The organism is Capilliphycus salinus ALCB114379 (assembly GCF_047276495.1).
Taxonomy (GTDB): domain Bacteria; phylum Cyanobacteriota; class Cyanobacteriia; order Cyanobacteriales; family Microcoleaceae; genus Capilliphycus; species Capilliphycus salinus.
The window spans coordinates 875,229-890,082 of record NZ_CP178543.1 but is presented as its reverse complement, the minus strand read 5'-3'; the positions used below and the strand labels follow the sequence as shown (position 1 = coordinate 890,082).

Annotated in this window: 13 protein-coding genes; 2 read left to right on the top strand and 11 right to left on the bottom strand. The window is 44.6% G+C overall.

The genetic code is table 11. The features are described 5' to 3' along the window. Positions 1-164: 164 nt before the first annotated feature. The 6 genes from argJ to ACL6C3_RS03690 form a co-directional block, all read right to left on the bottom strand. Positions 165-1,406, bottom strand: a complete 1,242-nt coding sequence (gene argJ, locus ACL6C3_RS03715; RefSeq protein ID WP_413165463.1) for a bifunctional ornithine acetyltransferase/N-acetylglutamate synthase — start codon at positions 1,404-1,406, stop codon at positions 165-167. A gap of 278 nt (positions 1,407-1,684) precedes the next feature. Then, complete coding sequence (locus tag ACL6C3_RS03710) at positions 1,685-1,879, bottom strand: hypothetical protein (RefSeq protein WP_413165461.1); 195 nt, start codon at positions 1,877-1,879, stop codon at positions 1,685-1,687. Positions 1,880-1,964: 85 nt separating this feature from the next. Then, positions 1,965-2,159 carry a hypothetical protein gene (locus tag ACL6C3_RS03705; RefSeq protein ID WP_413165459.1) on the bottom strand — a complete coding sequence of 65 codons (195 nt, stop codon included), beginning with the start codon at positions 2,157-2,159 and terminating at the stop codon, positions 1,965-1,967. 327 nt (positions 2,160-2,486) lie between these two features. Next, the gene (locus tag ACL6C3_RS03700) at positions 2,487-4,079 is read right to left on the bottom strand and encodes a glycoside hydrolase family 57 protein (RefSeq protein ID WP_413165457.1); all 1,593 of its coding nucleotides are present in this window, start codon (positions 4,077-4,079) and stop codon (positions 2,487-2,489) included. A 6-nt stretch (positions 4,080-4,085) separates the two neighbouring features. Then, on the bottom strand, positions 4,086-4,292 hold the full coding sequence (locus ACL6C3_RS03695) for a hypothetical protein (RefSeq protein WP_413165455.1): 207 nt from the start codon (positions 4,290-4,292) through the stop codon (positions 4,086-4,088). Between the two features lie 109 nt (positions 4,293-4,401). Next, the gene (locus ACL6C3_RS03690; RefSeq protein WP_413165453.1) at positions 4,402-5,100 is read right to left on the bottom strand and encodes a pirin family protein; all 699 of its coding nucleotides are present in this window, start codon (positions 5,098-5,100) and stop codon (positions 4,402-4,404) included. A 114-nt stretch (positions 5,101-5,214) separates the two neighbouring features. On the opposite strand from ACL6C3_RS03690, the gene ACL6C3_RS03685 reads away from it, so the two are divergent. Continuing rightward, positions 5,215-5,586 carry a winged helix-turn-helix transcriptional regulator gene (locus ACL6C3_RS03685; protein WP_413165451.1) on the top strand — a complete coding sequence of 124 codons (372 nt, stop codon included), beginning with the start codon at positions 5,215-5,217 and terminating at the stop codon, positions 5,584-5,586. A 98-nt stretch (positions 5,587-5,684) separates the two neighbouring features. On the opposite strand, the gene ACL6C3_RS03680 is transcribed toward ACL6C3_RS03685, so the two are convergent. Next, positions 5,685-7,616: an ATP-binding protein gene (locus ACL6C3_RS03680; protein WP_413165449.1), complete on the bottom strand. Its 1,932-nt coding sequence runs from the start codon at positions 7,614-7,616 to the stop codon at positions 5,685-5,687. A gap of 59 nt (positions 7,617-7,675) precedes the next feature. Further along, positions 7,676-8,617 carry a phosphate/phosphite/phosphonate ABC transporter substrate-binding protein gene (locus ACL6C3_RS03675; protein ID WP_413165447.1) on the bottom strand — a complete coding sequence of 314 codons (942 nt, stop codon included), beginning with the start codon at positions 8,615-8,617 and terminating at the stop codon, positions 7,676-7,678. 679 nt (positions 8,618-9,296) lie between these two features. Between ACL6C3_RS03675 and ACL6C3_RS03670 the strand changes: the two genes are divergently transcribed. Continuing rightward, on the top strand, positions 9,297-11,069 hold the full coding sequence (locus ACL6C3_RS03670; RefSeq protein ID WP_413165445.1) for a choice-of-anchor I family protein: 1,773 nt from the start codon (positions 9,297-9,299) through the stop codon (positions 11,067-11,069). A 76-nt stretch (positions 11,070-11,145) separates the two neighbouring features. On the opposite strand, the gene ACL6C3_RS03665 is transcribed toward ACL6C3_RS03670, so the two are convergent. From ACL6C3_RS03665 to ACL6C3_RS03655, 3 genes are all read right to left on the bottom strand, one after another. Further along, positions 11,146-12,354, bottom strand: a complete 1,209-nt coding sequence (locus ACL6C3_RS03665) for a CapA family protein (RefSeq protein WP_413165443.1) — start codon at positions 12,352-12,354, stop codon at positions 11,146-11,148. A gap of 308 nt (positions 12,355-12,662) precedes the next feature. After that, positions 12,663-12,833, bottom strand: coding sequence for a hypothetical protein (locus ACL6C3_RS03660; protein ID WP_413165442.1), 171 nt, complete (start codon positions 12,831-12,833; stop codon positions 12,663-12,665). Positions 12,834-13,240: 407 nt separating this feature from the next. Then, the gene (locus ACL6C3_RS03655; protein ID WP_413165440.1) at positions 13,241-14,722 is read right to left on the bottom strand and encodes a SulP family inorganic anion transporter; all 1,482 of its coding nucleotides are present in this window, start codon (positions 14,720-14,722) and stop codon (positions 13,241-13,243) included. Between the last annotated feature and the right edge of the window lie 132 nt (positions 14,723-14,854).

Below are 14,854 nucleotides of genomic sequence, written 5' to 3'. Positions count from 1 at the left end.
AGTCACATCTGCTTGAGTCCGGTCTATTTTCTAGAGACAGACCCAGGAAGTCATCACTTTGAAATCAAACATTGATTTCAATTATGGCGATCGGGGTGGCATCTTAACAAGATTAAGAGGATGTTTGTATCCTCTAACTCCTGACATCACATAGACTTGAGGGTTTAGGTGGTATACTCGGCGTTAATTTTCACATAATCATAACTCAAGTCACATCCCCAAGCTTTGCCGACGCCAGAACCGTTCCCCAAATTGACTTGAATTAAAACGGTATCACTCTTGAGGTATTCCCCGGCGGCGGCTTGCTTTAAATACTGACTGGCGGCGGCGCGATCGAAGGGTAGAGGTTGACCCTTTTCCATTAACAGAAAATCTCCCAATTGTATTCGCAGATCTTCTTGCTTGAACTTGACCCCCGCACGTCCGGCGGCGGCGGCAATTCGTCCCCAATTGGGATCGCGGCCAAAAATCGCCGATTTCACCAGCGACGATCCGACTATCGTCTTCGCCACTTGACGAGCGTCTGCTTCATCGGCGGCGCCGCTAACTTGCACTTCAATCAAACAAGTTGCCCCTTCACCGTCGCGAGCGATCGCTTTGGCTAAATGTTCACAAACCGCTGTTAGCATGGCTTCGAGGCGATCGGCTTCCGGGCCTTTTCCGGTAATGGCGGGAGTGCGAGATTGACCGTTTGCCAAGGCTATCAAAGTATCATTGGTGCTGGTATCGCCATCAACGGTAATCTGATTAAAACTGCGATCGGCAGCCCGACTCAACATTTCTTGCCACAGGGGAGGAGAAACGACCGCATCACAAGTGACAAACGCCAACATGGTCGCCATATTGGGATGAATCATCCCCGAACCTTTAGAAATGCCCCCAATGCGAACCGGGCGATCGCCAAACAGGGTTTCTAGGGCGATCGATTTGGGGACTAAATCGGTGGTAATAATCGCACGGGCGGCTTGTTCCCCCCCCGACTCGGAAGCGGAGGCGACTAACTGGGGAATTGCGGCTTTGAGAGCGTCCATTTTAATTCGTTGACCGATCACCCCGGTTGAAGCGAGTAAGACCGATTCGGGTGCAATATTTAAGGCTTCAGCCAGTGCTTGAGCGGTTTCGATCGCATCAATGTTACCCTGTTCTCCGGTTGCGGCGTTGGCTTGTCCGGCGTTACATAAAATCGCTTTAGCGCTGGCTTTCGCTTGGAGTTGCTGACGACAATAATCGACACAAGCCGCCCTAACTTGCGAGGTGGTAAAGACTCCTGCGGCGATCGCATCGACATCGGACAAAATTAACGCTAAATCCGGTGCGCCCGATGGTTTTAATCCCGCCGCCATTCCCCAGGCTTTATATCCTCTCGGTGCGGTGATTCCCCCTGAAATCTCAGTCCAATCTGACATGGTTTCCCCTTCCCCCTGTCTGTTTTAACAGAGGCACTTAGCATTTCAAGCCCCATATTATACCAAGTCAGAAGTCGTGATGTCAGAAGTTCAGGAGTTACTGAAAACTGACAACTGAAAAAACTGGTGACTAAGATTGCAAACTTTGCGGAAGATTGCGAACTTCGCTCGCGATCTTCCGCAACGGACGTTCCCGAAGGGTGACTGTAAAACTGGTGACTGGTGACTGAAGAAGAGGTGTGATTTTTACACAAAACAATCCTTTATTACAGGTCAAACTAGCTCATGGAAGCGTGGCTGCGATCGTAGCTGGTGCGGAAGCTTTCGTTGGGCTTACCTTGAATCGTGCTGTGATAATCACCGACTTCAACACCCACTTCATCAGCGACGCGATTGAGCATTGCTTGTTGACGATTTTTAACCATCATGTGATGGCGCATCATTAAAGAACGGGCTTGATCTTGAGTACACATTTTGATGGCTCTCCTAAATTTTTAATGAATCTTGATTTTTTCTTAAACAATTGTGATGAATTCTCAGAGGAACTCTAGCTCACATTTAGCTCATGGACGCATTGCTGCGATCGTAGTTTTGGCTAAAGGTGGGGTGGGGTTTTCCTTGAATGTGATTCCAGTAGTTTCCGGCTTCTAGACCGACTTCGGCGGCAGCCCGATTCAACATCGACTGCTGTCGGTTTTTGATCAGGTGGTGATGGCGCATCATTAACGCCCGTGCTTGATCTTCGGTACCCATATCTGTCTTCCTCTTTCGTGGTTTGGTGCTATCGGATGAGTCCGTTTCTTTGACTCACTCTTTTATCATACACGAAAATTCTGTAGTCTATTTTACAAAATAAGCTTAAATCACAAATCTTTACAAAACTTTACATTAGGATCAAAAAAAAGACCCTCTCCTTCGGTCTGGCTGTAAACACCCTTTGAGCTTCAAAGAGGGATAATATTATGTCCGACTAATCATAATCATGCTGTAGGGGCGGGTTCAGTCAAGATATTTACTACTACTCTGAGATTGAGATAAACCCGCCCCCACCCCCAAAATAAGTGGGGAAGTTGAGGTTGCTTAGAGCAGGGGTCGATAGACGTGATAATCAATATTGGGAAAGATATTGTCGATGGCTTCAACTTTTTGCAACCAACCGGAGTCGATTTTTCCTTGCAGAACATCCTCAAACAGCTTGTTAAAGCGCATCAGATGAGATTGAGTGCGGCGCACCGCATAGGGAACCATCGTTCCGGTACTCATAATAAACGCCCAGTCGGAAGATTGAGCCAATAATAACTCCCGTGCGGCTTGGTTGAGGGCGCGACGTTCGAGTTCATCGGTGGGTTCTCGACAAGCCATTGTAATCATACGTTCGGCGGCTTTGTGAAGGTGAGGATAAATCCAACTGTTGGTATGATTGAGCCAATATTCGTGAAATCCTTTGTAACCCCAACTGGACTGGGCGGGTTTGCAGACTTGGTTGGTGGGGTATTTTTTGAGATAATCGGCCAAATGGATCATTCCGTAGGTTTTTTGATCGAACCAAGTTTTGCGGAATAAATAATCCAAGAACCAGGGACCTTCATACCACCAATGTCCAAACAGTTCGGCGTCGTAGGGCGAGACAATCACCGGAGGACGCTGCATAATACTGTAGAGATGCTCAACTTGATACTCCCGGTTTTCCATGAAATTTCCGGCGTGTTCGGCGGTTTTTTCCCGCGCCCAATAGGGATCGTATAATTCTTTCTCAGAGAGTCCGACACCCCGACCTGTAATTTTATGATATTTAATGCCCGTATTCTTGCGCTGACCGTTGGGCATGATATAGGGTTTAATATATTCGTACTCGGCTTCCCAACCCAAATCTTTGTAAAATTCTCGATATTCGGGCGCTCCCGGATAACCGACTTCCGAAGACCACACCTGTTGAGAAGATTCGTGATCTCGCGCAAATACAGCAACGCCAGATTCGGTAAAAATGGGGGTGTAGGTGCCAAAGCGGGGACGAGGACGGGCGTAGAGAATTCCGTGACAATCGGTGAGAAAATAGCGCAAACCCGCATCGGCAATTTGTCGGTCTAAACCATCAAAATAGGCGCATTCCGGTAGCCAAATTCCCCGAGGGGGACAGCCAAAATTTTCTTCATAATGTTCGCAGGCGACTTTAATTTGCGCCCAAACCGCCTGGGGGTACATTTTCATCAAGGGTAAATAACCGTGAGTAGCCCCGCAGGTGATAATCTCTAGGTTATTGGTATCTTGAAATTGCTTAAAGGCGGCAATTAAGTCTCCCTGGTAGCGTTCCCAGACTTCTCGAACTTCTATGAATTCTTGAATGTAGTGTTCGGCTAAGTAGCGCAGATGACCGTGATGTTTGTTGCGTTGGGCCTCTTTTTCAATGAGTTCCTGAAGTTGGGTTAGATGCTTGTCAAAGCGCTCTTGCAGGAGGGGATCGCGTAACATTGACACTAAAGGCGGTGTCAAACTCATGGTCATTTTAAAATCAACCCCATCCCGTTTCAACCCTTCAAACATCTTGATCAGGGGGACATAGGTTTCTGAGATCGCTTCAAATAGCCATTCTTCCTCTAAGACATAATCGCTCTCTGGATGTCGGACAAAGGGCAGATGAGCATGAAGAACCAGAGCGAGATAGCCAATAGCCATAGTGATTTAACTTGAGTAGAGAGAAAACAGATAGGGGGTTGGTGATAACTTTACAATATCTTTAGATTCTACGGCGAAATGTGAACAAAGCGGCGATGATGATTCGGGTGCGTAGGGTTTTCCTGACTTTTGATTGCTGAGTTGGCTATCTCTCTCTATTGGTGTGGGTGAATAAGCGGCGATCGCTTTACGATTGATTTGATCTGTCAACATTGGGTCAAAACCGCCCCTAACTGCGGATCGGATCATCGTTTTTGATTTGCTATTGTTCAGGATATCATTAGTTGGTTGCTCAATGGTAGTCTTTCTTTGGAGATGGGATTTAGGCCAGATCGAACAGTAAGATTTCCGCTTCGCTGCTGGCTTTGAGGGTGATTTGTCTTTGTTCGCTGATGGCGAGTCCATCCCCGGATGCTAAAAGTATATCATCGAGGAGCAGTTCACCCCGAACGACTTGCAGCCAAGCGTGACGGGAGTTCGGGAGGGAATAGGAAATGCGATCGCCGGTCGGTACAACGGCCGCAAATAGGTTAACATCTTGATGGATTTTTAGCGCTCCGTTTTTTGGGTTGGCGGACCCGATGAGTTGAAATTGACCGGGAGTTTCTAATAGGTTAAACGATACTTGTTCGTAACTGGGGGTGAGTCCGGTTTGGTTGGGAATTATCCAAATTTGCAGCAAGTGAACCGGTTCGGTTTGGGAGGCGTTAAACTCGCTGTGAAGAATACCTCTCCCGGCGCTCATCCGTTGAAGTTCTCCGGGTTTAATAATTGTACCTGTTCCGGTGCTATCTTGATGTTGGAGGGCGCCTTCTAAGACATAAGTAATAATTTCCATGTCTCGATGTCCGTGAGTGTCAAACCCCGCACCGGGACCGATTCGATCTTGGTTAATGACTCGTAAAGCCCGAAAGCCCATGTGTTTGGGGTCATAATAGTTGGCGAAAGAAAAGGTATGATAGGTGTTTAACCATCCCCAGTTTGCTTGTCCTCTTTCTAGGGATTTACGAAGGGTAATCATGGTGACAAACTCCTTGAATTTATTGAGAGAACTCTATTTATTTTTAGGGTAGATCAAATTGGGGTAAACTGGGAAGTAGGCACTTTGATGTAAGACGGTATCTAAAAAGTAACTATGCAAGCTCCCCAAGAACAACCCAAGAAAGAACATTGTCCGGCTGAGACGACTTTAGCGATGATCAGTGGACGCTGGAAATTGTTGATTTGGCGGGAGTTGTTTTCGGGGGTGAAGCGGTTTAATGAACTTCAGCGAAGTCTAACGGGTATTACTCAAAAGATGTTAACCCAACACCTGCGAGAAATGGAAGCGGATGGTTTAGTTTATCGAAAAGTTTATGCAGAAATTCCCCCAAAAGTTGAATATTCGCTAACTGAAACCGGAAAGAGTTTACAGCCTTTAATTGAACAAATGCACGAATGGGGAATTGAGTTTACAGTCACCAGTCACCCTCCGGGTTCACCAGTGATAACAGTTGACAGTAAATAGTTTCTCCCCACCTCCCCATCTCTCCATCTCCCCCGACTCCCAACTCCCGACTATTGCAAGAAGCGCCTATTGCAAGAAGCGCTTATTGCTAGAAGCGCCTAATGAGAAGCAAGCTTTTTTTGTTGTTCTTTGGGAAGGGGTTCGGGAACAAAAGCGGGAAGTTGAATGGTAAAAGTAGAACCGACATTGAGTTGACTTTCAACGAAAATTTGACCCATCATCATTTGACAAAAACGCTGACTGATGGATAAACCCAAACCCGTCCCGCCATATTTGCGAGTGGTAGAATTATCGGCTTGAACAAAAGGCTGAAAGACCTTTTTAACCTGTTCGGGAGTCATACCAATTCCGGTATCAATCACCGAAAACATTACCCAATTATCCGATGAAAATCTTTCGGAGTTGTGATCAGAATTTATTGTTCTTTCTGGGCAATGATTGTGGCAAAAATCTTGATGTTCTGCGGAAACCCGAAAAACTTTTAAAGTAATCGTACCTTCTTGAGTAAATTTAGCAGCATTACTCAAAAGATTTAACAAAACCTGCTTAACTTTTGTGCGATCGGCATACATAAAACCGATAGTTTTAACGCATTCGATCTTAAATTGGTTGTAGTTTTTGCTGGCTAAAGGCTGAATAATTGCCTGAACTTCATCAATCAAAATAGCAATATCAAACTGTTCCAAATAAAGGTTCATTTCTCCGGATTCCAATTTGGAAATATCCAAAATATCTTGAATCAGAGAAAGCAAATGTAAACCGGAAGATTTAATCTGTTCTAAATCGGGAATAAAATCAGTATAGCCAAAATCTTGAGCATCTTCGCGAAGCAAATCGCTGTAGCCAATAATAGCATTTAAAGGAGTCCGTAACTCGTGGCTCATACTGGCTAAAAATTCACTTTTAGCTTGGTTGGCGGCTTCGGCGGCTTCTTTGGCTTGTTCCAATTCAATTTGAGCCAACTTGCTATCAGTAATATCGCGAACAATCGCCAAAACCTCATTTTTACCACTGACAACAATTCGGGCTTCAAAATGGCATCGCTTCCCCTCAAGAAAAGATTCATATTCAAAGATTTGAATTTGGTCACTTTCCAGAGCATCTTGAACGTGATCGATATAGAGTTGGGCAACGTGTTCCGGCCAAAGATCGTAAATCGTTTTATTGAGATGTTTGCTCAAAGACTCCAGTAAAAATCCATTGCGAGAAGCTTTAAAATCGAGAAAAATTCCTTCCCGACTGAAGCGAAACATTAAATCGGGAATAGCATTCAGTAAAGCGCGATTTTTAGCTTCACTTTGGCGGAGAGCTTCGGCGCGATGTTCTAAACTTTGAATCAACTTTTCTTTACTTTCAATCAGTTCTCGCAACTGATCGGTCATACTATTAAAAGAATCGGCGAGTAACTCCAATTCATCTTGAGTGCGAATTCTAATTTTTTGAGTCAAATCTCCCTCGGCTAAACGCTGTGTAGCGGCGGTCATTTGTTGGAGAGGTTCGGTAATGGATCGGCTCAAAATTAAGGCTAAAGCTGTCCCGGCGGTAGCGGCGGCGATCGCGACCATTAAACCTTGGTTGCGAACGGCAATCATTTTAGTTTCCAAAGGCTCGGTAGATAAACCCACGCTAACGGCGCCCAAACGCTGACGTCCGACTTTAACGGCTTTTCCGGCGAGTAACTGATGTTCTTCCCAACGAAAAATGGTTTGATCGCTTTGGACTAAGACTTGACCAAAGGGATCGGGTTCAACCCGATGAACCAAGACACTATCACTGTAGGCGTCGGCGACAATACGACCTTGCTTTTCATAAATGCGTCCGGCGGAGAGAACCTCATCGGCTCCGAGTTGCTCCATAATTTCTTCCATGAAATCAGCATTGAGCATATAAAGAGAGTCGGCTGTTGTCACCGCCAACGCATCTAATAAAATATCAGCTTGTTGTTCAAGTTCTTTGCGAAAAGTTTGTTGTTCGCGACGCAGAGACAGCCAGGTAACGCTGACCACAGCAACGATGACCAAGCTTGTCATGGCCAATGTTAACTTGGTTGCTAACGACACCCGTCTGATCCCAAAAAGGCGCATCCAACTCACCTGTTTTTGACCTTCTCATACAATTCTCGCATTCTGTCGATGTCTCCCTCAGTGGGGAAATTATCAAATTTTGTTGTCTCCTCAAAATTCTCCATCACCTCCCGACCTTCAGGAGACTGATCCATATTGAGTAGAATTTGTTTGATCTGTTCAACCAGTTGAGGATCGAGTCCACCTCGAACTAAAACGACGTGACGGGCGACCTTTTCTGTTTCGGCTAAAACGGTCATGGCTTCGCGACTTTCGGCGGGAATATTCAAAAAACTGCGATGATCGATCGCCGCCGCATCGACTCGACCGCTAATTACCCATTGAATGTTATTTTGGTCATCTTGACTAAAAACATAACCAACTTCATCGGGTTGTACGCTTTCATCGGGTGACTCTTTTTTGTTCATGTTTAAACCAGCTTCGATCATGTGAACCATCGGTAACACATAGCCAGAAGTCGAGGTGGGGTCATCAAATGCGACTTTGTAACCTGTTAAATCATTTAAACTGGTAAATCCCCGATCGGTCATGGCAAAGATGACAGTATAATAAGCGGCATCACCGCCTTTCCAACGCCGGAGAATGGGTTGGGCATTGGAGAGTTCACTGACGAGCATCGCCGGATACGGACTATCGAAGTAGATATCCACCTGGCCTGATTTAAGTAAGCTTGCCATTGCTTCTACATCTGGGGCGACCTTGACTTCGCCGATCCCGATGCCAAATTCTCCGAGATTTGCGGCCAAATAGTCGGCTAAGGGTTGAAAACGCTTAATTTTTTTGGCCGGCTGACTGGTGACATCTCCAACGACAATGGTTCCCGTTAACTCAGAGTTTTCCGCAGGTTTGCTGATTTCGGGGTCAGAGGCTGTTGTTTGAGTCGTACAACTCACTAACAGAGTTGTTATCCCCACGAGCAAAGTTTTTCCAAAGAAGTTGCGTAGCATTGGGTTTTTTTGTGTAGTGGTGAGTCAACAAGAGTCTTTACTTCAAGTATGACATTGGTGTGAAACGATACTCTATTTTCAATTAGACCAGTAGATGCAGAGTGATTTCGCAAACTAGGAGCCTGGTACTGAGCAACAATTGTGAAAAAATCATTAAGTTCAATCAACCCATCTTGAACCAAGCAACAGAATAAATCATAGCCTGCTCATGGGGTGATTTTAGCAAACCTAGTCGCTCTCCACCGAGGATTCAACTGTATAATTTGCTTTACAGAGCGGTTCTCAAACCGGATCTTTCGAGGGTTTTTTTAAAGATTTAGTAAAAATTCAGTAAATATTAGGATATATACTTGTCAATTTACATCTAAAAGTGCAAGAATTCTGTATACTTACGGATGAACAGAAATGCTATTGCGCCGTTAGTGTTACCAATACACTTAGTCATACATATATAATGTTATATCTTCTGGGCATCTGTTTTTGAAAAACAGAGGGTTGCATCTGCTTTCAAGGGGGTTGGGGGGAACCCAGGGGTCAAAACCTTAGAAGCGTTAGAAGTTCAGGGCATCTGAGCAATTGCCAAAATCAGGATTTCTCGGATCTTGTATTTTCTATCCAAGTTTTGACACTTTTTATGCAAATGGTTTGACACAATAAACATGAATTAGGAGGTCTTGAAATGAAAATCTTTGATCGGGGAAACAGCATCTATTCTAACAAAATGAAACAATTTTTTCTCTCGGCAATCCCGTCTACATTTTTACTCGGTTTTCTGGCAACTTCGGCAACGGCCGCTACTCTTAAACTCGAACCGATTGGCACTTTTTCCACCGGAGTCTTTGATGATGAAGCTGCCTTTATCTCGGCTTTCGATCCCTTTACAAGTAATTTATTTGTAACAAATCGTAGCAATCAGTCGGTTGATATTCTCAACCTGTCCAACCCCATGAACCCCTTTAAAATTGGTGAGGTGATCATTCCCGATCTCAACCCGGATCTGTTTGGGAATGTCCTTCATGTGCGTTCATTTAGCTATGATACTCAGAGTTTATTTGCGGTAAGCGTCGAAAACGTTAATCGTCAAGACAACGGCAGTCTGTTATTTTTCAACGCCGATGGTAGCCTGTTTAATGGCAGCTTAGATAATTCCTCGGTTATGGTAGGCCCGTTACCGGATATGTTCGCCTTCACACCGGACGGTAAGAAAATTTTGACGGCCAATGAAGGGGAAGCCAACGATGAGTATACGATCGATCCGGAAGGTTCGGTGAGTTTCATTGATTTAGACAATCTGTTTGCAGGTTTAGCCCCCACAGAGACTAAAATTGGCTTAACGGACTTCAATGAAGGCGGTTCCAAGGCAGATAAACTCATCGGCGAAGGGATTCGGATTTTTGGACCGAATGCGACCGTTGCTGAGGATCTCGAACCGGAGTATATCACGATTTCTGAAGATGGCAAAAAAGCCTGGGTTTCCTTCCAAGAAAATAATGCCATTGGTTTACTCGACTTGGAAACTCGGGAATTTACGGAAATTGTCGGACTGGGATACAAAGATCACAGTTTACCCGGTAACGGTTTAGATGTTAGCGATCGCGATGACGGCATTAATATCAAAAATTGGCCGATATTTGGGATGTATCAACCCGATGAAATTGCCTCTTATACCGCTAATGGTAAAACCTACATTGTGATCGCCAATGAAGGTTCGGGTCGTGAATTTGATGGGTATAACGAAGAAGTTCGGGCCGAAGATTTAACCCTAGACCCCGATGCGTTTCCCGAAGATATTTTAGATGAAGACAAACTCGGCCGTTTAACAGTAACAAATGCTACGGGTGACACCGATGGCGACGGGGAGTTTGAAGAACTTTATACCTTTGGCGGACGCAGTTTTTCGATTTTGGATGAAAACGGAAATATTATCTTTGATAGCGGCGATCAATTTGAAAAAATTACTGCTAAATTGTTCCCCGAATACTTCAACGCCGATAACTCCGAAAATAATTTTGATAACCGCAGCGACAATAAAGGTCCGGAACCGGAAGGCGTAACCATTGGTCAACTCGGGGGTCGTACCTATGCCTTTATCGGTTTAGAACGGATTGGGGGAATTATGACTTATGATATTACCGATCCCTATAATCCCTCCTTTGTCAGCTACGATAATAACCGGGATTTCTCTGTAGAATTTGACGAAGATGAAGAGGGGGAACCCGCTCCGACTCCTGAACAATTAGCCGCAGTTGGTGATTTAGGTCCGGAAGGATTACTATTTATTGATGCCAAAAATAGCCCCAACGGAAAAACCTTGTTGATCGCGACTAATGAGGTGAGCGGAAGCACAACCATTTATAGTGTTGAAAGAGTTCCCGAACCCGGTACAATTTTAGGTCTTTTAGCGACCAGTGCGTTGGGCGGTTGGATGCTGAAACGTAAGCGTTCAAATTAGGTTTTTAACCCCTAGAAAACCCTTTTTATAAGTTTTGACAAACCCGGTTTCGCAGGAGAAACCGGGTTTTTGCAGTTCAATTTTTAACGGCTGTATTTGAGGGGTTTAACGAGTGAATGTGACGGTTCATTTCCTCTAAATATCGGGATAAAACCGAGTATTCACCGGAAGGAAGGAGAGGATCATTTTTGGCGGTAACGGTTTTTTCTAAGGGTAAAATCCGAAAGTTATATTTATTACTCGCCCAGTAACGATGAACCCATGTGGGGATAGCTTGAATTTCGGTAAATTCTATGGTTTCTTCGGGGAAAGATTTCTTGATGTTGACTTTAAAAATTACACCCAAATCTTTATAATTTCCCCGTTGGTTCGAGACAAAGTTCCCCATAGAATAAATAGCAACGGCTTTTTTATTGTTTCCCGACTCATCGGTTCGTTCAAAGATTTCGTAGGGTTGAACGACGTGAGGATGACTTCCTAAAATAATATCCGCTCCCGCATCTACTAAATTTTTTACTAATTTTTTTTGCTGTTCGTTGGGTTGGCGTTGATATTCGCTCCCAAAGTGCAACGCAACGGTAACAACATCAACCCCTAAATTTTCTGCGGCTTGGATATCTTGAATGATCTCTGCTTCGTTAATTAAATTGACTAAATAATCTTTTCCTTCGGGAATGGGGATGCCATTTGTTCCGTAGGTATAGGCTAAAATTGCCATTGATATTTCGTTTTTTTCGAGAATTAAAATTTCTTCGGCTTCTTCGGCAGATGCGGCAGTTCCAACGGGTTCTAAGCCACGCTTTTTAACGTTTTCTAGGGTTTTTAAAAGTCCCGCTTCTCGGCGATCTAAAGAATGATTATTGGCGGTGGTTAAAACGTTAAATCCGGCGTTTTTTATCGCATCTGCCAGGGTATCGGGTGCATTAAATAAAGGATAACCTGTATAGCCGGTTTCCGGTCCCGCCAAGGTGGTTTCTAAATTTCCAATTGCCCAATCTCCCTGTGAAATTATCTCTTTAACTTCGGTAAAAAAGCTATCATAATTATAGGTTTTTGTGCTAGAATTATAACCGGATTTAATCTGAGTTCCGTGCATCATAATATCCCCGACTGCGACTAATTTGGCTTCGCGAGTGTAGGGTTGAGGTTGGGGCGGTTCGGCGGGAACCGTTGGGGCGGTTTGTTCGACAAGGGTTGAGTTAGAGTTAGAGCATCCTGAAATTAAAACCAGACCGAAAATTAAAATTCCGGTTAAAAATTCGCTCGGTTGTCGAGTTGTTTTCATGGGTTCACTCCTCAAGTTTCTATCAGACTTGTTCATTTTAGAATGAGAGTGACGCTTTTTAGCCGAACAGCAAAAGTTGATAGAACAACTATAAAAAAAGCTAGATGAATAGAGAGTGGGAGCAAAACTGGACAACATCGGGAGTTTACCCTATGCTGTTGAGGGGGTGCAAGGCTTCAAAATTGAGGGTGAGATTGAGGAGAAATGCTTGGAGAAATTGCATAAACGCACCCAGTCGATCCTACTATTAAAGTAGAGCAGCCTCAATCAAACTGCTCTGGAAAAGGATCTTCTGTGTGATGGGGTTTTCAAGCGGCTTTTTCCTCGGATGAGGCGGTAGTTTGTTGGTCTTTCACCACAACCCATCGCCCGGTTTCTGGGTCGCGATAGGTGGTGAACGGATTGGATTTTAAGGGTTTTTCGCTATTTTTCATGGTCTTGCTGTGTTGAGAGATGACAAAGCTCATTTGTGTGGTCATACTGTGATAATGACTTGAACCGTCACAATTTACCGTGATTTCTTTTAGAATCCGGTTGTGAAACAGATCAACCTAAGCTTGTGACAACAAACACAGACAATTTGTAATATGATCTGCTAGGGGATAAGTATTAAAAATAACCAATTTAAAAGATAAAAAATTGTAACAACACCCCTCGCCACCTCTCCCTACCCTCTCCACCTCTCCCCAGCCCTCTCCTACAAGGAGAGGGGGAAAATCGTGTCCCAAAGGGACTATTTATTAGTTGGAGAGGGAAAAGGTGTCCCGTCGGGGACTATTTATTAGTCGAGAGGGAAAAGGTGTCCCTGACGGGACTATTTATTAATCGAGAGGAGTTGGGGGGAGGTGATTTCAATAATTAGCCGTACCCGGAAGTTAAAGCAAAGTTAGTGCATGGATGAGTTTTCTAACCCATCGGGTTTATCGTGAGTCGCCAACCGGTCTAATAAGGTTGCACTGGCTTGATTTAACCCAATTAATGACACTTGAATTCCCCGTTTCCGGAAGCGTAAAACCACTTTATCAACCGCATCCACCGCAGATTGATCCCAAAGGTGGGCGTGGGTGAGGTCGATGGTTACTTTTTCTAAATCTTCGTGGAAGTCAAAAGAATTGAGGAAATTCTCAACAGAAACAAAGAAGATTTGACCGTTGACACTGTAGATTCGTTCCCGTTTTTCTTCTATTAATAGTGAGTCTATAAAAATCAAAGCGGCAATCTTGCGACTGAAGAAAATCGTACTCAATGCCACCCCAATAATGACGCCAATGGCTAAGTTATGGGTGAGGACTGTTACCAATACGGTTGTTACCATCACTGCGGTTTCATTCTTGGGAATTCGGCGAATATTGCGGAGAGAATTCCAGCTAAAGGTACTGGTAGAAACCATAATCATTACTGCAACTAAAGCCGCCATTGGAATTCGGGCGACCCAATCTCCGAGTAACAGAATAAAAGTTAGTAGAAAAATGCCTGCACTCAGCGAAGAAAGTCGAGTTCGTCCGCCGGAACGTATATTAATGACCGACTGACCGATCATAGCACAACCCGCCATTCCGCCAAAAAATCCGGTGACAATATTGGCGATTCCCTGACCCATTGCTTCTTGGTTTTTATTACTGGAAGTATCGGTGAGGTTATCGATAACATTGGCGGTCAAAAATGACTCCAATAAACCCACCAAAGATAAGGCTAAAGCGTAGGGAAAAATGATGTTTAAAGTTTCTACGTTTAGCGGTACAATTGGGAAGGCGAAACTGGGTAAAGTATCGGGTAAGGTTCCCATATCCCCAACGGTTGGAACGTCTAACCCGCCGGCGATCGCAATAGTTGTTAAAACGACAATGGCAACCAGCGGCGACGGGACGGCTTTGGTGAGGCGGGGGAGTCCGTAAATAATTCCTAGTCCGGCAAAAACCATCACGTAAACCAGCCAAGATGCCCCTTGAAATTGGGGAAGTTGGGCGTTAAAAATCAAGATGGCGAGGGCGTTTACAAAGCCAACCATCACCGCCCGAGGCACAAACCGCATCTGATTTCCGAGTTTGATCCATCCAAACAATAGTTGTAGAAAACCGGTCAAAATTGTGGTGGCAAATAGATAGTTTAAGCCATAATCTCGGACTAATGTTGTCATTAATAATGCCATTGCCCCCGTTGCCGCAGAAATCATTCCGGGGCGTCCGCCGAGAATGGCGGTAATAATGGCGATACAAAATGAGGCGTAGAGTCCAACTTTGGGGTCAACTCCGGCTATAATGGAGAAGGCGATCGCTTCGGGAATCAGGGCTAAAGCCACTACCGATCCGGCGAGAATGTCTTTTTGGACGTTGGAAAACCACTCATGGTAAGTTAGGATTTTTTTCATTTTCTCCCCCAAGTTAAAGGACAGATTGAGTTTATTTTTTGTTTCTCTCCACACCAATTCGCCAATACTTTTGATGAAGATCGCTTGATATTTTGATCGGAAATATCGTTTTCTTTGCTAATCCGCGATCGC